Origin of the sequence: Streptomyces sp. NPDC005266 (assembly GCF_040607655.1) — a bacterium.
Taxonomy (GTDB): domain Bacteria; phylum Actinomycetota; class Actinomycetes; order Streptomycetales; family Streptomycetaceae; genus Streptomyces.
Genome location: NZ_JBEXHC010000006.1, coordinates 136,686 through 158,535, shown reverse-complemented (window position 1 = coordinate 158,535; position 21,850 = coordinate 136,686). Strand labels below are relative to the sequence as shown.

At 71.8% G+C, this 21,850-nt stretch carries 19 protein-coding genes and 1 tRNA gene; 7 read left to right on the top strand and 13 right to left on the bottom strand.

Annotated elements, in window-relative coordinates:
• Window positions 1–70 precede the first annotated feature (70 nt).
• A complete protein-coding gene (locus ABZU99_RS14225; RefSeq protein WP_356042980.1) occupies window positions 71–1,348 on the top strand; it encodes a hydrolase in 1,278 nt (425 codons plus the stop codon).
• Between the two features lie 24 nt (window positions 1,349–1,372).
• On the top strand, window positions 1,373–2,038 hold the full coding sequence (locus ABZU99_RS14220) for an NAD(P)H-binding protein (protein ID WP_355940239.1): 666 nt from the start codon (window positions 1,373–1,375) through the stop codon (window positions 2,036–2,038).
• A 195-nt stretch (window positions 2,039–2,233) separates the two neighbouring features.
• Here ABZU99_RS14220 and ABZU99_RS14215 read toward each other — a convergent pair whose 3' ends face one another.
• Window positions 2,234–3,001, bottom strand: a complete 768-nt coding sequence (locus tag ABZU99_RS14215; protein ID WP_356043355.1) for a DUF1206 domain-containing protein — start codon at window positions 2,999–3,001, stop codon at window positions 2,234–2,236.
• A 303-nt stretch (window positions 3,002–3,304) separates the two neighbouring features.
• On the opposite strand from ABZU99_RS14215, the gene ABZU99_RS14210 reads away from it, so the two are divergent.
• The 3 genes from ABZU99_RS14210 (at window position 3,305) to ABZU99_RS14200 (ending at window position 9,076) form a co-directional block, all read left to right on the top strand.
• Window positions 3,305–3,517 (top strand): hypothetical protein, encoded by a 213-nt coding sequence (locus ABZU99_RS14210; protein ID WP_356042977.1) that lies wholly within the window; start codon window positions 3,305–3,307, stop codon window positions 3,515–3,517.
• A 219-nt stretch (window positions 3,518–3,736) separates the two neighbouring features.
• Window positions 3,737–7,738, top strand: coding sequence for a WD40 repeat domain-containing protein (locus ABZU99_RS14205; RefSeq protein WP_356042975.1), 4,002 nt, complete (start codon window positions 3,737–3,739; stop codon window positions 7,736–7,738).
• 414 nt (window positions 7,739–8,152) lie between these two features.
• Window positions 8,153–9,076, top strand: coding sequence for an FkbM family methyltransferase (locus tag ABZU99_RS14200; RefSeq protein ID WP_355940231.1), 924 nt, complete (start codon window positions 8,153–8,155; stop codon window positions 9,074–9,076).
• A gap of 155 nt (window positions 9,077–9,231) precedes the next feature.
• Here the strand turns inward: ABZU99_RS14200 and ABZU99_RS14195 are convergent, their stop codons facing one another.
• From ABZU99_RS14195 to ABZU99_RS14185, 3 genes are all read right to left on the bottom strand, one after another.
• Window positions 9,232–9,990, bottom strand: a complete 759-nt coding sequence (locus tag ABZU99_RS14195; protein ID WP_356042972.1) for a glycosyltransferase family 2 protein — start codon at window positions 9,988–9,990, stop codon at window positions 9,232–9,234.
• Between the two features lie 2 nt (window positions 9,991–9,992).
• Complete coding sequence (locus tag ABZU99_RS14190; protein WP_355940226.1) at window positions 9,993–10,778, bottom strand: GntR family transcriptional regulator; 786 nt, start codon at window positions 10,776–10,778, stop codon at window positions 9,993–9,995.
• A gap of 148 nt (window positions 10,779–10,926) precedes the next feature.
• Window positions 10,927–11,008, bottom strand: a tRNA-Tyr gene (locus ABZU99_RS14185).
• A 189-nt stretch (window positions 11,009–11,197) separates the two neighbouring features.
• Between ABZU99_RS14185 and ABZU99_RS14180 the strand changes: the two genes are divergently transcribed.
• Window positions 11,198–11,686, top strand: coding sequence for a YajQ family cyclic di-GMP-binding protein (locus ABZU99_RS14180; protein ID WP_355940223.1), 489 nt, complete (start codon window positions 11,198–11,200; stop codon window positions 11,684–11,686).
• A 76-nt stretch (window positions 11,687–11,762) separates the two neighbouring features.
• On the opposite strand, the gene ABZU99_RS14175 is transcribed toward ABZU99_RS14180, so the two are convergent.
• The 9 genes from ABZU99_RS14175 to ABZU99_RS14135 all read right to left on the bottom strand — a co-directional run bounded on the left by ABZU99_RS14175 (window position 11,763) and on the right by ABZU99_RS14135 (window position 20,862).
• On the bottom strand, window positions 11,763–12,155 hold the full coding sequence (locus ABZU99_RS14175) for a YccF domain-containing protein (RefSeq protein ID WP_355940220.1): 393 nt from the start codon (window positions 12,153–12,155) through the stop codon (window positions 11,763–11,765).
• On the bottom strand, window positions 12,152–13,015 hold the full coding sequence (htpX, locus tag ABZU99_RS14170; protein ID WP_355940217.1) for a zinc metalloprotease HtpX: 864 nt from the start codon (window positions 13,013–13,015) through the stop codon (window positions 12,152–12,154). Before htpX ends, ABZU99_RS14175 begins: the two co-directional genes overlap by 4 nt.
• A 141-nt stretch (window positions 13,016–13,156) precedes the next feature.
• A complete protein-coding gene (locus tag ABZU99_RS14165) occupies window positions 13,157–14,719 on the bottom strand; it encodes an NADH-quinone oxidoreductase subunit N (RefSeq protein WP_355940214.1) in 1,563 nt (520 codons plus the stop codon).
• Window positions 14,719–16,308, bottom strand: a complete 1,590-nt coding sequence (locus ABZU99_RS14160; RefSeq protein WP_355940211.1) for an NADH-quinone oxidoreductase subunit M — start codon at window positions 16,306–16,308, stop codon at window positions 14,719–14,721. Before ABZU99_RS14160 ends, ABZU99_RS14165 begins: the two co-directional genes overlap by 1 nt.
• A 3-nt stretch (window positions 16,309–16,311) precedes the next feature.
• Entirely contained in the window at window positions 16,312–18,330 is a 2,019-nt protein-coding gene (locus ABZU99_RS14155) for an NADH-quinone oxidoreductase subunit L (protein WP_355940208.1), read from the bottom strand.
• Window positions 18,327–18,728, bottom strand: coding sequence for an NADH-quinone oxidoreductase subunit NuoK (gene nuoK / locus ABZU99_RS14150; protein WP_355940206.1), 402 nt, complete (start codon window positions 18,726–18,728; stop codon window positions 18,327–18,329). The genes ABZU99_RS14155 and nuoK overlap by 4 nt, the downstream gene beginning before the upstream one ends.
• A complete protein-coding gene (locus ABZU99_RS14145) occupies window positions 18,729–19,301 on the bottom strand; it encodes an NADH-quinone oxidoreductase subunit J (RefSeq protein ID WP_356042967.1) in 573 nt (190 codons plus the stop codon).
• Entirely contained in the window at window positions 19,298–19,897 is a 600-nt protein-coding gene (locus ABZU99_RS14140) for an NADH-quinone oxidoreductase subunit I (protein WP_356042964.1), read from the bottom strand. The genes ABZU99_RS14145 and ABZU99_RS14140 overlap by 4 nt, the downstream gene beginning before the upstream one ends.
• The gene (locus ABZU99_RS14135) at window positions 19,897–20,862 is read right to left on the bottom strand and encodes a complex I subunit 1 family protein (protein ID WP_355940196.1); all 966 of its coding nucleotides are present in this window, start codon (window positions 20,860–20,862) and stop codon (window positions 19,897–19,899) included. Before ABZU99_RS14135 ends, ABZU99_RS14140 begins: the two co-directional genes overlap by 1 nt.
• A 26-nt stretch (window positions 20,863–20,888) precedes the next feature.
• Between ABZU99_RS14135 and ABZU99_RS14130 the strand changes: the two genes are divergently transcribed.
• The coding region (locus tag ABZU99_RS14130) for a pentapeptide repeat-containing protein (RefSeq protein WP_356227846.1) at window positions 20,889–21,850 on the top strand (962 nt) is incomplete at its 3' end.

Genomic DNA, 21,850 nt, shown 5'->3' with positions numbered 1-21,850 from the left:
TCTTGGCTGCGCACGCACCCGTCGCGCGCCTCCCCGCGCCCGCGTACGCCCTGCGATTCCCAGGAGTGCGATGCCCGACAGCCAGCCGCAGCCTCCCTCCAGGAACGACGGCGCGGCCCCCGGTTCCGCCGCGCTGGTGCTCGGCGGAGCCCGGCTCGCCGACGGCCGCACCGTGGACGTCCGGCTCGGCGGCGGGCGGATCGAGGCAGTCGGCACGGCCGGCAGCCTCGCGCCCGGCCCCGGCACCCGGCTGGACCTCGGCGGCCATCTGCTGCTCCCCGCCCCCGCCGAACCGCACGCCCACTGCGACACCGCCCTCACCGCCGAGATCGCCGGCCCGGTCCCGTACGCCCCCGAGGACATCCAGCGCCGTACGACGGAGGCCGCGCTGCTTCACCTCGGGCATGGGGCGACCGCGCTGCGCACCCATGTCCGCATCGGCGGGGTGCACGGACTGAGCTCCCTGGAGGCCGTCCTCCAGGCGCGCCGGACGCTGCGCGGACTCATCGACCTCCACGCGGTGGCGGTGCCCCGGGTGCTGACCGGCGCCGCCGGGGCGGACGGGCTCGCCATGCTGCGCGACGCGGTGCGGACGGGCGCGACGGTCATCGGCGGCTGCCCCGACCTCGACCCCGACCCGGCCGGCCACGCCGAGGCCGTCCTGGACCTCGCCGCCCGCCACGGCTGCGCCGTCGACCTCCATACGGACGGCGACGACCCGGCCCGGCTCGCCCGGTTCGCCGCGATGGCCGGCGGACTGCGGCCGGGCGTCACCATCGGCCCCTGCGGCGGGCTGTCCCGGCTGCCGCGCGAGGTGGCGGCGCGCATCGCCGACCGGCTCGCGGCGGCCGGCGTCACCGTCGTCTGTCTTCCCCAGGGCGACTGCGCCGGTCTGGAGGACCGGGGCGGGCGGGGAACGCACGGCGCCGGCTGGGCGCCGGTGCGGCTGCTGCGCTCGGCGGGCGTCCGGGTGGCCGCGGGCAGCGGCGCGCTACGGGACGCCGCCAACCCGGTGGGCCGGGGCGACCCCCTGGAGGCCGCCTTCCTGCTGGCGTCGCGGGACGGGCTGCGCCCCGACGAGGCGTACGAGGCGGTGTGCGGGCGGGCCCGGGCGGCCATCGGGCTGCCCGACGTACGGGTGGAGGCCGGGTTCCCGGCGGAGCTGCTCGCGGTGCGCGGGGACGGGCTCGCGGGTGTCCTCTCGCTCGCGTACAGCCGCGTGGTGATCCACGAGGGCCGGCTGGTGGCCCGCACCAGCGCGGTACGGGAGTACTGCGACTCGGCCGCCGCGGTCGCCCTCGACCTGCCGCGTCAGACCCGGTCGCAGGGCGGCGACGAGCAGCCGTAGGACAACCGGCGTACGGTCGGGTTCATGCGCATTGTCATCGCTGGTGGACATGGGAAGATCGCGATGCGGCTGGAGCGACTGCTCACGGCGCGCGGCGACGAGGTGGCGGGCATCATCCGCAAACCCGAGCAGGCGGGCGATCTGCTGGCGGCCGGCGCGGAACCGGTCGTCTGCGACCTGGAGCAGGCCACCGTCGAGGACGTCGCCACGTACATGGAGGGGGCCGACGCGGCGGTCTTCGCCGCCGGCGCGGGCCCCGGCAGCGGCATCGAACGGAAGCAGACGGTCGACTACGCGGCCGCGGTGCTCTTCGCGGACGCGGCCGAACGGTCCGGGGTGCGGCGGTACCTCATCGTGTCCTCGATGGGCGCCGACCGCGAGCCCCCGCCCGGTACGGACCCCGTGTTCGCGGCCTATCTGCGCGCGAAGGCCGCGGCGGACGACGACGTACGGGCCCGGGAGAACCTCGACTGGACCGTCCTGCGGCCGGGCCGGCTGACCGACGACCCGGGCACGGGCCGGGTGAACCTGGCCGAGCACACGGGCCGGGGCGAGGTCACGCGCGACGACGTCGCGGCGGTCCTGGCCGCCCTCCTCGACGAGCCCCGCACCGCGCACCGCACCCTGGAGCTGATCAACGGCGATACGCCGATCGAGGAGGCGGTGCGGGCGGTGGTCGAACAGGGGTAGCCGGGCTTCTGCGGCGGGCCGGGGCCCGGGTGGCCCCGGCCACAGACCTTGCGCCACAGACCTCGGGCCTCAGACCTTGCGCCACAGGCCCTGGGCCACAGACCCTGCGCCACAGACCCGAGGCCACAGACCCGAGGCCATAGACCTTGCGCCACAGACCCGAGGCCACAGACCCGGGGCCACAGACCTTGCGCCTCAGACCTTGCGCCAGCGCGCCATGGCGAACGAGAACACCCCGAACAGCGCCAGCCCCACCGCCACCGCGACCAGCAGCCACGGCCCCGCCGCCGTCCGCGTGAAGCTCCGCAGCGTGTCGTCGATGCCCTTCGCCTTGTCCGGGTCGTAACGGACCGCGGCCGACACCGCGAAGCCGCCCGCCACCGCGAACACGGCCCCGCGCGCCACCCCGCCGCAGACCCCCAGCGCCTCCACGGCCCGCCGGATCCGCGGGGACATCGCGGACACCTTGAGGTGTTTGACGAAGGTGTGCCGGATCGCCCGTACCGCGATCCACACCCCGGCCACGGCCACCGCCGCTCCGCCGAGGCCGACCAGCCACCGGCCGTACGGCAGGTCGAGCAACCGCGCCGTCACATCCTGGGACTGCCGGTCGCTGGAGCCGCTGCCCTTCTCCCCGGCGGCGAACGAGAGCACGGAGTACGCGACCACGCCGTAGAACACCGCGCGCGCCGCCCCCGCCAGCCGCTTCCGCGCCTTGCCCCCGTCCGGACCGGCGGCCCCGAAGACCGCCTCGGACAGCCGCCACAGCGCCATACAGGCCAGCCCCGCGCCGACCGCCCAGACCAGCGGCGAGCCGAACGGCTGCTTGGCCAGCTCCTCGAGCGCCCCGCCCCGGTCGGCCTGCTGGCCACGGTCACCGAAGGCAATGCGCAGCGCCAGGACGCCGATGAGCAGATAGAGCACGCCCCGGGCGGTCAGCCCCCAGCGTGCGGCCGCCTCGATGGCGCGGCCGCCCGCCTCGCCGGGTGTGCGGGTGCCGGTACGGGGCCTACGGGTACGGAGGCGCGTGCGTATGCGCGTTGCCGAGCCCAGACCACGTGCGATCGACGATGCGTTCACCGTTTCCTCCCACTTTTGGACTGCGTGTGCCCGGCATGGATGCCCGGAAACGGGCGCTTGTCTCGCTGGTTGCGGCGACCGCCTCCAGCCCGCACCTATCTGACGGGACGTCAGATACAGCGCTGAGGGACGTGCGGAGATGGCGGGATGACCGGGACCGACCGGGAGCGACCGAGCGCTGGTCAGGTGACCGATCATGTTTCCTCGCAGGCCGGCCTCGGTGTGGGCCTGATGCGTGGCTGGGGCTGCGCAACCCGCACCCCGGGCCTCCTCGCACGGAGCGTCCGCAGCCCCGAGCCGGTTCGGGTGATCTCGGCGGCGACCCGGGAGACCTCCCTGGAGCGGCCCGCTTTGCGCAGCATGCTCGCCGCCCTGAGCGACGCGGCCACGGCCTCCTGACTCCACACGCCCCATCGTTCGGTTCCGGTCCCTCCCCTCGTGGGGACCGGCGCCGAACGGTGGGGCGGTTTCGAGCCGCGCCGTGCCGGGTGCGTCGTGATCCTGCCAGTTGTGCCTCCCGCCGAGGAGGTTCCGGTCTCGGGTCATCGACTTAAGTGCAGGTCATCCATATAAAGTAAGTTTTCCGGTCCGGATGTCCAGCCGCGGGGGAAGTAAGGAGTGGAGACCTTGAGTTCCGGCTCAGGGGCACGCACAGCCTTCGCGGAACGCCTTGCGCTGCTGTACAAGGAGGCCGGTAACCCTCCGCTCAAGAGCGTGGCCGAGTCGGTCGTTCGGCTTCAGCGGGTCGACGAACGGGGGCGGCCCGTACGGGTGTCCGCTCAGCGGATCAGCGACTGGCGACGAGCCAGGAATGTGCCTGCCCAGTTCGGCGCCCTCGCGGCGGTGTTGCACGTCCTGATTCCCGAAGCACGTCGCTCGCGGCCCGCGCCGGTGTCAACGGGCCTGTACGACATGGCCCAGTGGCAGCGCCTGTGGGAGCGTGCGGTGGCCGACCCGGTCGGGGAGGGCCCCGCGGGATCCGCGGAGGAGGAGGAACAGCCATCGGCCGAAGCCCGGGCCGTTCCCGGTGGTGTGTGCCCGTACCGGGGGCTGGCTTCGTACCGTCAGCAGGACGCCCGGTGGTTCTTCGGCCGAGAGCGGAGCACGGGATGCCTCGTCGCTCAACTGCGCGCGGCGGAGAAGACGGGTGGCCTGGTCATGCTCGTGGGCGCTTCGGGGGCGGGAAAATCCTCCCTGCTGAACGCCGGCTTGGTGTCCGCGGTACGGAACGGCGCGCTGGGCGACCGGAACAGCCGGGCGAGGGGGATTCTGCACCTGGTGCCGGGAGGCGATCCTCTTGCGGAGCTGACCCGCCGGATCCCCGAACTCGCCCGCGTCGTCGCGAAGGAAGCGGCGGCGAAGGAGCCCGGTACTCCACACTTCGCGCACGCGGTGCGGGAGGCCGTCACGGCGTGGGCGGGGCGCGAGACATCCTCCGCCGCTCGTCCGGTCGTCATCGTGGATCAGTTCGAGGAGGCGTTCACCCTCGGCTCCAGCGAGGCGAACAGGCGCACGTTCATCCAGCTCCTCCATGCCGCGTGCTCGCCCGCCGGTTCCGATGACCCGGCACCCGTGCTCGTCGTCCTCGGCATACGCGCGGACTTCTACGAGCAGTGCCTGGGGTATCCCGAACTGGCCGACGCGCTGCAACACCGGCACATGGTGCTCGGACCACTGACCACGACGGAGCTGCGCGAAGCGGTGACCGGCCCGGCCAAGGCCGTGGGACTGGAACTCGAACCGGGGCTGGCGGAGCTGATCGTCCGGGAAGTGAGCGCCGACGGCCTGCGTGGGACGCATGACGCGGGGGTGCTGCCGCTCCTGTCCCACGCCCTGCTCGCCACCTGGCAGCGGCGGAAGGCGGGAAGGCTGACGCTGGCCGGCTACCGCGCGGCGGGCGGGATCCAGGGAGCGGTGGCGGCGACTGCCGAGCGGGCCTGGTCCGGCCTCGATCCCGGGGCGCGCACGGCCGCGAGGCTGCTCCTCCTCAGGCTGGTCCGGCTGGGCGAAGACACCCAGGCCACCCGCAGGCGGGGGATGCGGCGCCAGTTGTCGGAGGAGTCGACGGACCCCAACAAAACGGAGGAATCGCTCGAAGCGCTGGCGCGCGCCCGCTTGGTGACACTCGACGCGGAGACCGTGGAGATCACCCATGAAGCGCTGCTGCACGCCTGGCCACGCCTGCGCGACTGGATCGACGAGGGCAGGAACGACCACCTGCTGCGCCAGCGACTGGAGGAGGACGGCAGAGCCTGGGAGGACTCGCACCGCGATAACTCACTGCTCTACCGGGGTTCCCGGCTGGAACAGGCCCGCGACTGGGCGAAGTCCGCCGGTGACACCTTTCTGACCCGGAGCGCGGTGGAATTCCTCGCTGCCTCGGTCAGGCTGCGCAAGCGCATCGTCTGGATCAGCCGGGGTGCGGTGTCGGCTCTGGTCGTCCTGGCGATGGTGGCTGCCGGTGCGGCGGTGGTCGCGTGGCAGCAGCGGGACGATGCGGTGTTCGAGCAGGTGGTCACCGAAGCCGATCGCTTCCAGCACACGGATCCGTCGTTGTCCGCCCAGCTTGCCCTGGTGGCACACCGCTTGCGGCCGGACGACGAGGGCACGAACAACCGGTTGATCTCGATAGTGAACGCGCCCATGGCCACTCCGCTGCTCGGCCACACCGGCGCCGTCTACCTCACCTCGTTCAGCCCGAACGGGCGGGTCCTGGCCACCGCCAGCTACGACCGGACCGTACGGCTGTGGGACGTAAGCGACCTGACTCGCCCCAAACCCCTGGGCAAGCCCCTCACCGGCCACACGAGCTGGGTGAGCAGCGCGGTCTTCAGCCCGGACGGTCGCACCCTCGCCAGCGCCGGCGACGACGGCACGATCCGTCTGTGGGACGTGCGGCACCCCAGCCACCCGCGCCCGCTCGGTGCGCCCTTGCCCGGCAAGAACGGCACGAGCTACCTGCTCGCCTTCAGCCCGGACGGACACACTCTGGCCTCCGCCACTGAAGATCGCACCGTTCGCCTCTGGGACACGAGCGACCCGGGCCGGCCGAGGAGGCTCGCTGCTCTGACCGGCCACACCGCCGCCGTGCGCGCCGTGGCGTTCAGCCCCGACGGCCGGACTCTGGCAGCCGGTGGCGACGATGACACGATCAGGCTGTGGGGCATGGCCGATCCGCGTCACCCGAAGCCGATCGACACGGTGCTGACCGGCCATACGGACCTGGTTCACTCCGTGGCCTTCAGCCCTGACGGCCGTACTCTCGCCAGCGGCAGCGCGGACAACACCATCCGACTGTGGAACGTCGACGATCCACGTCACGCGGCGCCGCTGGGCGCGCCGCTCACCGGCCACTCCGGTCCCATATGGTCCGTGGCCTTCAGCCCTGACGGAACCATGCTCGCCGCCGCCAGCGAGGACAGTACGGCGAGCCTGTGGAACGTCAGTGATCCGGCATACCCGTCGCAGGTCGGCGAGCCGCTCGCAGGGAGCAGCGGCGAGATGTACGCCTTGGGCTTCAGCCCCGACGGCCGCACCCTCGCCACCGGGACCGGCGACAACACCGTCCGCCTGTGGTCGATACCAACGTCGGACATGGTCGGCCGCGTCGGAGCGTTCCGCCCGGATGGGCGGGTGCTCGCCACGGCCGCGCGCGACCAAAGGGTTCGGCTGTGGAACGTGGAGAGACCCAGCCTGCCGGTGCCGCTGGGCAAGCCGTTCCTGCCCGGGAAGGGTGCGATACGCGAACCGGTCTTCTCCCCCGACGGCAACACCCTCGCGGTGATGACCGGGGGCCGCACGGTGCGGCTCTGGAACGTCACCGATCCGACTCGGCCTGCCGCTGCCGGGCCGCCCATCGCACTGCGGACACGGTTCGCGGGCGCCCTGGGCTTCAGCCCGGACGGGCGCACGCTGGCGACCGCGTATGACGACCGCACCATCCAGTTGTACGACGTCAGCGACCCGTCCCACGTTCGTCGACTCGGCGCGCCGATCACCGGCCACAAGGGCTACGTCAACGCCCTCGTCTGGAGCCCCGACGGCCGTACGCTCGCCAGCGGCAGCGCGGACAACACCATTCGGCTGTGGAACCTCACCGACCCACGCCACGCGGCACCGCTGGGCGCGCCGCTCACCGGCCACCTCGGGCCCGTCAACGCGCTCACCTACAGTCCGGACGGCCATACGCTGGCCAGCGGCAGCGACGACAACACGGTCCGGCTCTGGGACATCACCGATCCCCGCAGGGCAACCCGGCTGGGCTCCCCTCTCACCGGCCACACCGATGCGATCGTTTCGCTGACGTTCAGCCGGGACGGCAGCACCCTGGCGAGCGGCGGCAACGACACGGTCCGACTCTGGAACGTCACCGCCCCGTCCGAGGCCGCTCCCATTGGTCAGTCGATGAGCCCCAACGCCAAGACAGGCAACTTCTTGTCGTTCAGTCCCCAAAGCCGCATGCTCGGAGTGTCGAGCGGCGCCGATACCGTCCGGCTGTGGAACCTGGACGTCGACGAGGCCGTCCGTCGCATCTGCTCGATGACCCGGGGCGTCCTGACGCCGGACAACTGGCACGAGTATCTGCCCCGTCTCTCGTACACGCCTCCGTGCGGTCGGTGATCGCGCCCGTATGCCCGTATCGGGCCGTTGTCAGCCGCCGGTCCGAGCACCAGAGCATGGGTGGGGGTGCGCCGGATGCGGTGGGTCGGCGCGGGCCCGAGGACCATGGCGCGGCCGGCGGCGCGACGAGTTCGTCGACGGCCGCGGCCGTCGACGTCCGGTGGGCGAGGGCATGTACGGGTTTGGGCAGGCGGAACACTCGAGAAGCGCGGCCGCGGTACGTGATCACGGTCACATCCCCTCTTTGCGTCGGAGCAGTTGGTATCCGCACGCAAGCAACCTTGTTACTGTTGGGTACAGCCCGACCGCTGGTGCATCCCCCGTCACCAGCGGTCGGGCGCTTCCATGAGCGCGCAGGGAAGATCTCGGGGCGAGCGGCAAGCAGGGCCGGCCCCGCCTGACCAGGAGGTCCCGGTGATACGTCCGCTCGAACAGGCCGCGGTGAGTCTCGGCCGCGGGTACGTCCGCTACGCGCCGGGCACGGTCGGAAAGCGGGCCATGGTGGAGCGGTATCTGAACGCCGCGCTGAGGGATCATCCTCAGCGCCGCATGGCCCGTACGCGGTTCGGCGCCACGTTCGCCGTCGACACGCAGGACCTCATTCAGCGCTATCTCCACCTCTTCGGGGTCTGGGAGCCGCACCTGACGCGCTGGCTGCAGCGCAGGCTGAAGCCAGGCGATGTGTTCGTGGACGTCGGAGCCAACATCGGCTACTACAGCGTCCTGGCCTCACGCCTCGTCGGGGACGGCGGCAAGGTGGTGGCGGTCGAGGCGTCGCCGACGTTCCACCAGGTGCTCTTGGACCAGGCGCGGCGGAATGGGTGCACCAACGTGCGCGCGGTCAACGCCGCGGTCTCCGACCGCGACGAGTTGTTGACCTTCATACTCGCCAGCTCGCGCAACATGGGAGCGAACAGCATCGTTCCCTACGACGGCCCAGCTGAGTCCACCTTCGAGATCGCAGCCCAGCCCTTGCCGGATCTCCTTGCGGAAGAAGAGATCACGCGGGCCAGGGTGATCAAGATCGACGTCGAGGGCGCGGAAGGCGGGGTGGTCCGAGGGCTGACCCCCGTCCTCGACCGGCTCCGCCCCGACGTGGAGATCACGATCGAAGTCACTCCCCAGCGGATGTCGAAACTGGGTGACTCCGCCGAGGAACTGCTGGAAGCCCTGAAGAAGCAGGGCTTCCACACCTACCGCCTGGCCAACGACTACGCGGCGGGCAGCTATCCGGCCGCTTTGCGGCGAGAACCGAGAGCACCCGAACGTTGGCGGGGACCGATCGTCGAGGAGAGCGACCTGATCTTCTCCCGGGTCGATGCCCAGACGTTGCCCTAAGCGGATGCGGTGAAGTTCGCCGCTGATCCCTCGCCGTTCGGCCTGGCCGAGGGCTTGGACGCCGAGAAGGCTCAGCACTTGACTTCGCCGTAACCGCTTAGCCGCGCAAAAAGGCCCCGGGGCGGTGGATCACCGCGTCCGGCCGGCCGTCCCCCTCAGCTCCCCTCGAATCGCCAACCGTCCATGGCCGCCAGGACGCGTGCCCGCGCCTCGATTACCGCGAACCGGGCCTCGCGCTCGGCTTCGTCGGCGTGCGCGGCCTGGCTGGTGACCTGGCCGGGCCACTTGCGGTAGAGCAGGCCGGTCTCGGCGGTGAACCAGCCGCGGCTGACCGCGCTGAGGGCCATGAGCAGGCCGGTGTCCTCGGATGCCGGCAGGGCCATCCAGCCGCCGAGGGCCAGGAGCAGGTCTCGGCGCATGAAGAGGGTCCCCGGGAGCACCGGGGCGCGGTAGTTGTGGTCCTTCCAGTACCGGAGCACAGCGCCGCGTGCCATCGGTCCCTGTGGTGGGTCGCCCTCGAAACCCACGGTGGAGCCGTCGGGCAGGAGATCCAGGGCCCGCGAGGCGGCCCAGCCGATTCCTGGGTTCTCCGTCAGCGCACGCAGGTCGCGGGCGAGGGCTCCCGGGGTGAGCATGTCGTCGGCGTCCAACACCTTGATGTACTCGCCCTCGGCGCGGGAGAGACCCATCGTGCGGGCCATGGCCGCCCGTCCGTGACGACCTTGGCCGAAGCTGACCCTGGCGTCGTCGGGGACATACGGGGGTACGGCGTCGGTTTGGCCGTCCTCCTGGATGACCCATTGCCAGCCCCAGCCATCCGGCAGCTCCTGTTCGAGCAGCGACTTGTACGCGTCGGGCAGGTGCTCGGCGCCCGGGGCGTGGACCGCGGTGATGACGGTGATGATGTTCGGCATGGTCACCACCTCTTCAGCGGGGTGGTGAAGACGAGTTCCGTGCGATCGCCGGCCAAGGTCACGTCGGAGACCTCGACGACTCGATCGTTGATGTCGGTGGAGATCTTCCGGAGGACGATCACCGAGACGCCCTTCCTGAGGCCGAGCCCTTCGGCCTCTTCCACGGTCGGCGGGCGGGCCGTGATGCGCTCCTCCATGCGGTCCAGCTCGATGCCGATCGTGTAGAGCTGGTTCTGCGTGCCGCCGGGCCAGGGCTCATTGGCGGCCTCGAGCAGATCCGGGTTGGCGGCCACCACGTCGTGGACGAGGTACGAGTGCACGAAAGCGAACGGTGCGTCCTCCCCGCGGACGTTGGTGCGGTAGATCCGCTCCAGCAGCCGCGTGCCCACGGGTACTTCGAGGACCGCCGCCAGATCGTCATCCGCCTTGGCCTCGCGGTATTCGGCGTGGAAGGCGAGGTCGGTCACCTCCAGCCCGGTGTCGTGCTCGGTGGATCCGGTCTTCAGGCGTTCGGCCCGGGGCTGACGTACCCGGTCCTTCTCCCACTGGTGCCGGTCGTTGTTCCGCTCGACCCGCTGGCGCGGCGTACGGACGAAGGTCCCCACCCCGTGCCGCTTGTCGATCAGCCCCTCGGCCACCAGCTCCGACAGCGCCCGCTGGAGCGTCGGCACGCTGGTCCGGTACCGCGCCGCGAGCTTGTCCTCGGCCGGAAGCCGCTCTCCAGGCTGGAGCTGACCTGCGCGGATGCTCTGCCGGAGCGCGTCGGCGATCTGCTCGTACCTGGCCATGCGTGCTCACCGTCCTCGGTTGTCCGGACGGTCTCAGCATAGGTCCTCAAGAGGTGTTGACCACTGGGGACAGTACGGCCCCGCTCCGTCCATGAACGACAACGGCCCCCGGCCGCGTTTTCGCAGCTCAGGGGCCGTTTTCCCAGTGTGGCGGCGCCAGGATTCGAACCTGGGTAGGCTAAGCCGACGGATTTACAGTCCGCTCCCATTGGCCACTCGGGCACACCGCCTGGGTGATAGCCAGGTGCGTCGCTTTCGCGTCGCTGCTCCCTGGCAACGACGTAAACAATACCTGATGCCGAGGGGTGGTCCGCCACCCGGTTGATCGCCTCTGGATCATGGCCGAGATCGCTAGGCTGGCTGATGCGGTCCGCGGGGCCGTGCCACTGACGGATCTACGTACGAGGAGCCAACTCAAGATGGCCGACTCCAGTTTCGACATCGTCTCGAAGGTCGAGCGGCAGGAGGTCGACAACGCTCTCAACCAGGCGAGCCGCGAGATCTCCCAGCGCTATGACTTCAAGAACGTGGGCGCCTCGATCGAGTGGTCGGGCGAGCGGATCGAGATGCGTGCCAACTCCGAGGAGCGGGTGAAGGCGATCCTCGACGTCTTCCAGTCCAAGCTGGTCAAGCGGGGGATCTCGCTGAAGGCGCTGGACGCGGGTGAGCCGCAGGCGTCGGGCAAGGAGTACAAGCTCTTCGCCTCCCTGCAGGAGGGGATCTCGCAGGAGAACGCGAAGAAGGTCGCCAAGATCATCCGCGACGAGGGCCCGAAGGCCGTGAAGGCGCAGGTGCAGGGTGATGAGCTGCGGGTGACGTCCAAGAGCCGGGATGATCTCCAGTCGGTGATCGCCCTGCTCAAGGGGAAGGACCTGGACTTCGCGCTGCAGTTCGTCAACTACCGGTAGTCGGATCGGCCGGGTACGGCACGCCGGGGCTTTCGGCCCCGGCGTTCGCGTATCCGGCGGTCGATCGTGGCCTCGGTCAGCGCGCGGCGAAGGGCTGGTCCGTGGGGACGATCTCGTGGCCGAGGGGGGTCAGGGAGATCGGGATCAGCTTGAAGTTGGCGAGGCCCAGCGGGATGCCGATGATCGTCAGGCACAGCAGGACGCCGGTGATGATGTGGCCGAGCGCCAGCCACCAGCCCGCGAGGACGAGCCAGAGGACGTTCCCCACGCAGGAGGCGGCGCCCGCGTCGCGGCGGGGGACGGCCATGCGGCCGAAGGGCCACAGGGCGAAGCCGGCGATGCGGAAGGAGGCGATCCCGAAGGGGATGCCGATGATGGTGACGCACAGGATCAGACCGGCGAGAACGTAGCCGCAGGCCATCCAGAAGCCGCACAGCACGAGCCATATGAGGTTGAGGATCGTCTTCACCGCTGGTGTCCTGCCATCTGCTCGAGGCGGGCGATGCGCTCCCGCATGGGTGGGTGGGTGGAGAAGAGCTTGGCCATCCCGGCCCGGCCCCCGAACGGGTTGGCAATCATGAGATGGCTGGTCGTCTCCAGCTGTGGCTCAGGGGGCAGTGGGAGCTGCTTGGTACCGGCGTCGAGCTTGCGCAGGGCGCTGGCGAGGGCGAGGGGGTCACCGGTGAGCTGGGCGCCGGAGGCGTCCGCCTCGTATTCGCGGGAGCGGCTGACGGCGAGCTGGATGAGGGCGGCCGCGAGGGGGCCGAGGATCATGATCAGCAGCATGCCGAGGAAGCCGGGGCCCTCGTCGTCGTCCGACCGGCCCACGGGGATCAGCCAGGCGAAGTTGACCAGGAACATCACGACGCTGGCGAGCGCGCCCGCGATCGAGGAGATGAGGATGTCGCGGTTGTAGACGTGGCTGAGCTCGTGGCCGATGACTCCGCGCAGCTCGCGCTCGTTGAGGAGCCGCAGGATGCCGTCGGTGCAGCAGACGGCGGCATGGCGGGGGTTACGGCCGGTGGCGAAGGCGTTGGGCGCCTCGGTCGGGGAGATGTAGAGGCGCGGCATGGGCTGGCGCGCGGCCGTGGAGAGCTCGCGGACCATGCGGTAGAGGCCCGGGGCCTCGAATTCGCTGACGGGGCGGGCCCGCATGGCGCGCAGCGCGAGCTTGTCGCTGTTCCAGTAGGCGTACGCGTTGGTCCCGAGTGCCACGAGAACCGCGATGATCAAGCCTGTCCGGCCGAAGAAGCTGCCGATGAGGATGATGATCGCCGACAGTCCCCCGAGAAGTACGGCGGTTCTCAGCCCGTTGTGCCGGCGGTGCACGGTACGCCCTCCCAATGTGCGCAGGGGACCCTTGCTTGGTGTCTCCACCTTTCAGTGGACTCTCCTGAAGGGGTCAACGCCAGGTGAAGGTCACTAGTTCCCTTGTGCACACGGGAGTGGTCACCGGCGCCCCCGGCGCCGCTACAGCAGGGTGCCGGAGGCGAACCGCAGGACGAGCTGCGGGGCGCCGGACAGGGCGATGCCGAGGACGGCGGCGAGGCCGATGGCGACCGTGAGGGGGGCGGCCCGGGCCACCCGGACGACGGAGCCGGCGGCGGGGTCCGGGGCGCGGAAGAGCACCGCCGTCCACTGGAGGTAGTAGTACAGGGCGACCACGACGTTCAGGGCCATCACCACGGCGAGCCAGCCCAGCCCGGCGTCCACGGCCGCGGAGAAGACGGTCACCTTGGCGAAGAGCCCGATGACGCCCGGGGGCAGACCGGCCAGGCAGAGCAGGAAGAAGCCGAGCGCGAGGGCGGCGGCCGGGCGGGTGGCGTAGAGGCCGCGGTAGTCGGTGACGCGGTTGGCGGGGCTCGTACGGGCCACCAGGGCGACCACGGCGAAGGCCCCGAGGTTCACGGCGGCGTACATGAGGGCGTAGGCGACCGTGGAGCCGATGGCCCGGGAGGCGTCCTGCGCGGAGTCGGCGTATCCGGCGGCCGCGATCGGGACCAGCAGATAGCCCGCCTGGGCGATGGAGGACCAGGCGAGCAGCCGTACGGCGCTGAAGGCGCGCTCGGGGCGCTGGCGCAGCGCCGCGACGTTCCCCGCGGTCATGGTGAGGGCGGCGAGGACGGCGACGGCCGGGCCCCACACATCGGCGTACGAGGGGAAGGCGAGGACGGTCACCAGGATGAGGCCGGAGAAGCCGGCGGCCTTGCCGATGACGGACAGATAGGCGGCCACCGGGACCGGCGCGCCCACATAGGTGTCGGGGACCCAGAAGTGGAACGGGACGGCGGCGGTCTTGAACGCGAAGCCCACCAGGGTGAGCACGGCGCCCGCCTGGGCGAGGGTGTCCAGCCGCGGGTCGACATGGTTCAGGGCGGCGGCGATCCGGGACAGATGCATGCTGCCGGTGGCGGCGTAGACGAAGCTGACGCCAAGCAGCATGACCGCGGTCGCGGTGACCGAGGAGAGGAAGAATTTCAGCGCCGCCTCGGAGGAGAGGCGGTCGCCGCGGCGCAGCCCCACGAGCGCGAAGGCCGGGAGCGAGGCCACTTCGAGGGCGACGACGAGGGTCGCGAGGTCGCGCGAGGCGGGCAGCAGGGCAGCGCCCGCGACGGAGGACAGCAGCAGGAACCAGAATTCGCCCGCGGGAAGTTTGAGGTCCTCGATGCCACTGATGGACAGCAGCGCGGTGAGCAGCGCCCCGCCGAGCACCAGGAACTGAATGACGACGGCGAACGTGTCGGCCGTATAGCTGCACGCATGGGCGCCGGAGGTCAGGCAGAAGGTGGACCGGTCGCCGTGGACGAGCGGCAGCAGGCTGAGCGCGGCGAGCGCAAGGCCCGCTATCGCCAGCCAGCCCAGGAGCGGCTTCTTCCGCTCGGGCAGGAAGAGGTCGGTGACGAGGACGGCGAGGCCGGCCACGGCCGCGATGGTGGGCGGGGCGACGGCGAGCCAGTCGACGGACTGGACCAGGCTCGCGGCGAGGTCCGGGGCAGGGGCCGAGGCCAGGCCGGTGCCGATCGGGGTCGTCATCAGTTGCCTCCCGCGAGGAGCTGCTGCACGGCCGGGTCGGTGAGGCCGAGGAGGGCCGCGGGCCACAGTCCGGCGAGGACGGTGAGGGCCACCAGAGGGGACCAGGCGGCGAATTCATGGCCGTGCACATCGGGCAGGGCGGGCCGCGAGGGCTCGGCCCCGGTGCCGGGCTCGGCGGGGTGGTCGCCCATGCACACGCGCCGTACGACGACGAGCATGTAGGCGGCCGTGAGGAGGGTGCCGACACCGGCGAGCGCCATATAGGTGAGGTATGCCGGGCGGCTCAGCCCGTCGGCGGGGTCGAAGGCGCCGAACATGGCGAGCATCTCGCCCCAGAACCCGGCGAGCCCGGGCAGCCCCAGGGAGGCGACGGCGCCGAAGGCGAGCAGTCCGCCCAGCCGCGGCGCCCGCCCGTACAGGGCCGCGCCGTTCGTGCCCGAGAGCTGGTCGAGGTCGCTGGTGCCGGAACGGTCCTTGACCGCGCCGACCAGGAAGAAGAGCAGCCCGGTGATCAGGCCGTGCGCGATGTTGGCGAAGAGCGCGCCGTTCACCCCGGTGGGGGTGAGGGTGGCGATGCCGAGCAGCACGAAGCCCATATGGCCGACGGAGGAGTAGGCGATCAGGCGCTTGAGGTCGCCCTTGGCGCCGGGGCGGGCGAGCGCGAGGCAGGCGAGGGACCCGTAGATGATGCCGACGACGGCGAACGCGGCGAGATAGGGCGCGTAGGTGTGGGCCGCCTCGGGGGCCATCGGCAGCACGATACGGACGAGACCGTAGGTGCCCATCTTGAGCAGGACCCCCGCCAGGAGGACGGAGCCGACGGTGGGGGCGGCGGTGTGGGCGTCCGGGAGCCAGCTGTGCAGCGGCCACATCGGGGCCTTGACGGCGAGCCCGACGATGATGGCCAGCGCCGCGATCAGCTGGACGGTGTGGCTGAGCTCCGCGCCCCCCGCGCCGGAGGCGAGGGCCACCATGTCGAACGTGCCGCCCTTCAGCCCGATGAGCAGGAGGCCGAGCAGCATCACGACGGAGCCGAGCAGCGTGTAGAGGATGAACCGCCACGCGGCGCGCTCCCGGTCCGCCCCTCCCCACCGGTTGATGAGGAAGTACATCGGGATGAGCACCATCTCGAACGCCAGGAAGAACAGCATCAGGTCGAGGACGGCGAAGCTGGCCAGGGTGCCGGACTCCAGGAGCAGCAGCAGCGCGACAAAGGCCTTGGGGGACGGCCCGGCGGGCCGGTGGAAGTAGCTGTAGAGCGCGCAGAGGAAGGTCAGCAGCGCGGTCAGCACGATCAGCGGCAGCGAGACGCCGTCCACGCCGAGGTGGACGCGGATGTCCAGCGCCGGGATCCAGGCGATGTCCGTCTGCGCCTGCATCCGGGCCGGGTCACCGTGGTCGAAGCCGGCGGCCAGGGCGATGGCGGCGGCGAGCACGACACCGGTGACGGTCACGCCGTGCCGCAGCACGGCCTGGTCGGGACCGCGGCCCCGCAGGCCGGGCGGGGCCGGGAGCAGGGCGGCGACGCAGCCGAGCAGGGGGAGCACGACGACGGCCGCGAGGAGGACTTGCTGGACGGTGTGGTTCACGGGTCAGGCTCCCGCTGCGACGAGGACGGCGGCCACGGCCAGGACGAGGGAGCCCGCGAGCAGCGCGCCGAGGTAGGTCTGCACATTGCCGGTCTGGGCGCGGCGGACGGCGGCGCCGAGCAGGCGGGGCGCGCCGCCCGCGCCGCGTACGTACGTCTCGACGACCTCGCGGTCGAGGAAGCGGACGAGCTGCGCGGCCGCGCGCACGGGGCGCACGAACAGGGCGGTGTAGACGGCGTCGAGATGGAAGCCGACGGCCGCGTGGCGGTGGAGCGGGCCGAGGAGCAGCCGGCCGGGGTCGGCGGGGTCGGGGGCTCCGGCGATCGAGCCGTACGCGGCCTTGTGGGTGGCGATGGCCTCGGCCTCGGAGACGGCGTCGGCGGCGTCGGGGTGGGCGGCCACGGCGCCGAGGGGGACGCGGGCGGCCCGCGCCGAGGTGTGCCGCCAGGCGCCGTACATGACGAGCGCGCCGACGAGGGCCGTGCCGGTGCCGAGGACCGAGGTGGTGAGGGTCGGGGCGAGGGTCTCGCCGTCGAACCAGTCCGGCAGGGTGCCGTAGGCCAGTCCGAGTCCGGCCGCGGGGAGGAAGAGGACCCACAGGACGACGTTCATGGCGACCGGCTGCTTCCCGTGGTCGGGGACGCGCTCGCCCGTGCCGCGGAAGGCCAGCAGCCACAGACGGCCGGCGTAGGCGGCGGTGAGCAGGGCGGTCAGCAGCCCGGCGACGAGCACGGTCCAGCCGACGCCGGTGGGGACGGCCGACTCATGGCCGGTGGCGGCGTGCTCGGCCGCGCCCAGGACGGCTTCCTTGGAGAAGAAGCCCGCGAAGGGCGGGATGGCGGCGAGCGCGAGCAGCCCGATCGTGGTCGTCCAGAAGGCGTCCGGGATGCGCTGGGCGAGGCCGCTCATCCGGGACATGGCGGCGAGGGAGTTCGTACCGGCCGCGTGGATGATCACGCCGGCGCCGAGGAAGAGCAGCGCCTTGAACGCGCCGTGCGTGATGAGGTGGAAGACGGCGGCACCGCGGTCGTCGACGGCCAGCGCGCCTGTCATATAGCCGAGCTGGCCGATGGTCGAGTAGGCCAGGACGCGTTTGATGTCGTCCTGGGCGAGCGCGGCCAGCGCCGAGCCGACCATCGTCACGGCCGCCATCGCCGCGAGCACGGCGAGCGCGGCGGCGGAGGAGACGAAGACGGGCAGCAGCCGGGCGATGAAGTAGACACCGGCGGCCACCATGGTGGCGGCGTGGATCAGCGCGGAGACCGGGGTGGGACCGGCCATCGCGTCGGGCAGCCAGGTGTGCAGGGGGAACTGCGCCGACTTGCCCGCGACCCCGGCGAGCAGCAGCAGCGCGATCAGGGTGGGGTGGTCGAGCGGGGCGCCGGCCGTCTCCGAGGTCAGCCGGGTGACGATCTCGCTGATGCGGAAGGTGCCCGTGTCGCCCGCGAGGGCGAAGACGCCGATGAGGAACGGGACATCGCCCAGCTTCGTGACCAGGAACGCCTTCAGGGAGGCGGAGCGCGCGGCGGCGGTCTCCCAGTAGTGGCCGACCAGGAAGTACGAGCAGATGCCCATGATCTCCCAGCCGACCAGCAGCACGATGAGGTCGTCGGAGTAGACGACGAGCAGCATCGCGGCGGTGAAGAGGGAGACGAGCGCGGCGTAGGAGGGGTAGCGGGGATCGTCGCGCAGGTAGCCGGTCGAGTAGATCTGCACACAGCACGCGACGACGCCGACCAGCACCGCGACCAGCGCGGCGAAGCCGTCGATGTGCAGCGCGAGGTCGATGGGGACCGACCCGGTGTCGGCGAGCCGGGTGGCGGCGTGCAGCGGCGCCTTCCCGGCGCCCTCTCCCCCACCCAGCCGCACGGCGACGAGCACCGCGAGCGCGGCGGCGGCGAGGGTCGGCAGTACGGCGAGGGGGCGTACGAACCCGGGCGCGCGGCGGCCGAGCAGCAGCCCCGCGACGGCGCCGAGGAAGGGCAGCAAGGGGACGAGGACGGCGGCGGTCGTGGTCGTCACGCGGTCTGCCTCCGGGCGGAAATTGCCTGGTCAGCCTCGTTGTCAGTGGGTGCTGCCAGGCTGTCGTCAGTGGCCGGGGAGCCGGCCGGCGGGGGGTCGGCGAGGTCCCGGAGCCTGTCGACGTCGGCGGTGCCGCGATGGCGGTGGACGAGGAGGACGATGGCGAGACCGATGCCGATCTCGGCGGCGGCGATGGCGATGGTGAACAGGGTGAGGGCCTGGCCCGCGTGCAGGGTGTCGCGGAGCCACACGTCGAAGGCGACGAGGTTGAGATTGACGGCGTTGAGCATCAGCTCGACCGACATCAGCACCAGGATCACGTTGCGGCGGGCGAGGACGCCGTACAGGCCGGTGCAGAAGAGGAGGACGGCGAGCACGGCGGGGTAGGCGAGATGCATCTAGCGCTCCTCCTTGCCTTGGCCGCTCTTGCGGGAGAGGACGATCGCGCCGACGAGCGCGGCGAGCAGCAGGACGGACAGCGCCTCGAACGGCAGCACCCAGTGGCGGAAGAGGCTCTCACCGGAGACCGCGGTGGAGCCCTGCACGCCCTTGTCGAGCTCGATCCAGGTGGTCCGGAAGGCGTCCACGACCACCCACACCAGGACGGCCGCGGCTGCCACCGCCACCGCGAGCGCGGCCGGGCGGTTGCCCGAGTCGGCGTCCGGCGAGCGGCCTATGGGCGCCTTGGTCAGCATCAGTCCGAAGAGCAGGAGGACGACGACGGAGCCGACGTAGATCAGCACCTGCACCCAGGCGATGAACTCCGCCGTCAGCAGGAGGTACTCCACGGCCAGCCCGCCGAGCGCCACCACCAGCCACAGGGCGGCGTGCACCAGCTGCCGGGTGGTGACAGTGATGACGGCCGCGGCGAAGGTCGCCACGGCGACCAGCAGGAAGGCGATTTCGACACCGGTCGGCGACAGGAACCCGTGGCCGGTGGCGGCCGCCGCCAGCTGCGTTGCGGAGCTCACGATGTGGCTCCGTTCCGGCCGGAGTCGTCGTCCGCCGGGGCGGCGTCTGCTTGTGCCGCCTCGGCCTGTGCCGCCTCGGCGGCGGCGAGCTTCTCGGCGGCCTTACGGGCGGCCGCGACCTCCTTCGGCTCCTCCGCGCCCGGGTCGAGGGCCGGAGGCGCGGGCACCGTCCACATCCACTCGCGGAGCTTGTCCCGCTCATGGGTGAGATCGCGGATGTCCTCCTCCGCGTACTCGAACTCCGGCGACCAGAACAGCGCGTCGAAAGGACACACCTCGATGCAGATACCGCAGTACATGCACAGGGCGAAGTCGATCGCGAACCGGTCCAGCACATTGCGGCTGCGCTCACGCCCGCCGGCAGCGGCTGGGGGGACCGTCTCCTTGTGCGAGTCGATGTAGATGCACCAGTCCGGGCACTCACGGGCGCAGAGCATGCAGACCGTGCAGTTCTCCTCGAACAGCCCGATCACCCCGCGGGTACGGGGCGGCAGCTCGGGCTGCACCTCCGGATACTGCGCGGTGTGCGCCTTCCGGGTCATCGTGCGCAGGGTGACGGCCAGGCCCTTGGCCAGACCGGAACCGGGGATACCCATCAGGAGATCACCACCTTGACGACGCCGGTGAGGGCGATCTGGGCCAGGGAGAGCGGAATGAGGCAGGTCCAGGCGAACCGTTGCAGCTGGTCCTCGCGCAGCCGCGGATAGGTCACCCGCAGCCAGATCACGATGAAGGCGAGGACGGCCGTCTTCAGCAGCGTCCACAGCCAGCCGAGATCACCGGCGAACGGCCCGTGCCAGCCGCCGAGGAAGAGAACCGTGGTCAGCCCGCACAGGATCACGATCCCCGCGTACTCGGCGAGCAGGAACAGCGCGAAGCGCAGCCCGGTGTACTCGGTGTACGCGCCGAAGATGATCTCGGAGTCGGCGACCGGCGCGTCGAACGGCGGACGCTGCAGCTCGGCCAGCCCGGCGGTGAAGAACACCAGCCCACCGACGATCTGCCACGGCACCCACCACCACTGGAACGCGTCGAGGATGCCGGGCAGCGAGACCGTCCCCGCCGCCATCGCCACGGACGCGGCCGCCAGCAGCATCGGCAGCTCGTACGCCATGAGCTGAGCGGCCGTCCGCAACCCGCCCAGCAGGGAGAACTTATTGGCCGAGGCCCAGCCCGCCATCAGCGACCCGAGCACCCCGACGCCCATCACGGCGAGCACGAAGAAGATGCCCGCGTCGACAACCTGACCGACCGCGCCCTCGGCGGGGCCGATCGGGATCGCGACCAGCACGAGCAGATACGGGAGCAGCGCCACGGCCGGCGCGAGCTGGAAGACCCGCCGGTCGGCACCGGCCGGTACGACGTCCTCCTTCTGCGCGAACTTCACCCCGTCCGCGACCAGCTGGGCCCAGCCGTGGAAGCCACCCGCGTACATCGGGCCGAGCCGGCCCTGCATGTGCGCCATGACCTTGTGCTCGGTCTGCCCGACGACCAGCGGCAGTACCAGGAACGCGCCCAGGAGGACGAGCAGTCGCAGCGTGACGTCGAGGACGTCGTTCACGCGGTGCCTCCTGAGGGGGTGTCGGGGTGGGTCTCGTCGTGGCTCGAGTCGTCGGTTCCGGGTTTCGCGGCGTCCGGCTGCGTGGCGTCCGGTTCCGCGGCGTCCGGCTCCGTGACGCCCGGCTGCGCGGCGCCCGGCTGCATGGCGCCCAGTTCCGTGGCGCCCGGCTCCGTGACGCCCGGCTCCGTGACGCCCGGCTCCGTGACGCCCGGCTCCGTGACGCCCGGCTGCGCGGCGCCCGGCTGCGCGGCGCCCGGCTGCATGGCGCCCGGCTCCGTGACGCCCGGCTGCGCGGCGCCCGGCTGCGCGGCGCCCGGCTCCGTGGCGGCCGGCTCCGTGGCGTCCGGCTCCGTGGCGGCCGGCTGCGTTGCGCCCGGCTCCGTGACGCCCGGCTCCGCGGCGCCCGGCTCCGTGGCGCCGGATTCGCCGCCGTCCGCTCCCGGCTCGCGGCCGGGCTCGGCGTCGCCCCTCCCGGGGACCTCCGGCGTGGAGCCGGATTTCGCCGCGTCGTCCCACGCCGGGCGCGGGTTGTGCCAGGGGGCGTCGGACGAGCGGGGGCGCCGGGGGCGCTCCGCGGGCGCGGGGGACTCGGCCCTGCCGTCGGCCGCCGGGGCGGCCGACTGGCGGGCCGGGCGCTCGGCCGTGGTCGAGCCCGACTCGTCAGACGTCGTCATGCCGGTCTGCGTGTCGCCCGACGTCGCCTCGGCGTCGGCGACCGTCTGCTTGCTCGCGGCCTCCGCCGACGGCTCGGCCGCAGCCGCCTGCCGGCTCGCCGAGCCCTCGCTCGCGGTACGCGCGCGACCAACCGGGCGCTCGGCCGGAGCCGCGTCCGACTCGTCAGACGTCGTCATGCCGGTCTGCGTGTCGCCGGACGTCGTCATGCCGGTCTGGGTGTCGCCCGACGTCGCCTCGGCGTCGGCGACCGTCTGCTTGCTCGCGGCCTCCGCCGACGGCTCGGCCGCAGCCGCCTGCCGGCTCGCCGAGCCCT

Bases quoted from the DNA above. Each gene is read 5' to 3' on its own strand.
- ABZU99_RS14195 (WP_356042972.1), bottom strand. From the start codon at position 9,990: ATGCCGAACATCATCACCGTCATCACCGCGGTCCACGCCCCGGGCGCC.
- ABZU99_RS14165 (WP_355940214.1), bottom strand. From the start codon at position 14,719: ATGACGACCCCGATCGGCACCGGCCTGGCCTCGGCCCCTGCCCCGGAC.
- ABZU99_RS14180 (WP_355940223.1), top strand. From the start codon at position 11,198: ATGGCCGACTCCAGTTTCGACATCGTCTCGAAGGTCGAGCGGCAGGAG.
- ABZU99_RS14140 (WP_356042964.1), bottom strand. From the start codon at position 19,897: ATGGGTATCCCCGGTTCCGGTCTGGCCAAGGGCCTGGCCGTCACCCTG.
- ABZU99_RS14220 (WP_355940239.1), top strand. From the start codon at position 1,373: ATGCGCATTGTCATCGCTGGTGGACATGGGAAGATCGCGATGCGGCTG.
- nuoK (WP_355940206.1), bottom strand. From the start codon at position 18,728: ATGCATCTCGCCTACCCCGCCGTGCTCGCCGTCCTCCTCTTCTGCACC.
- ABZU99_RS14225 (WP_356042980.1), top strand. From the start codon at position 71: ATGCCCGACAGCCAGCCGCAGCCTCCCTCCAGGAACGACGGCGCGGCC.
- ABZU99_RS14190 (WP_355940226.1), bottom strand. From the start codon at position 10,778: ATGGCCAGGTACGAGCAGATCGCCGACGCGCTCCGGCAGAGCATCCGC.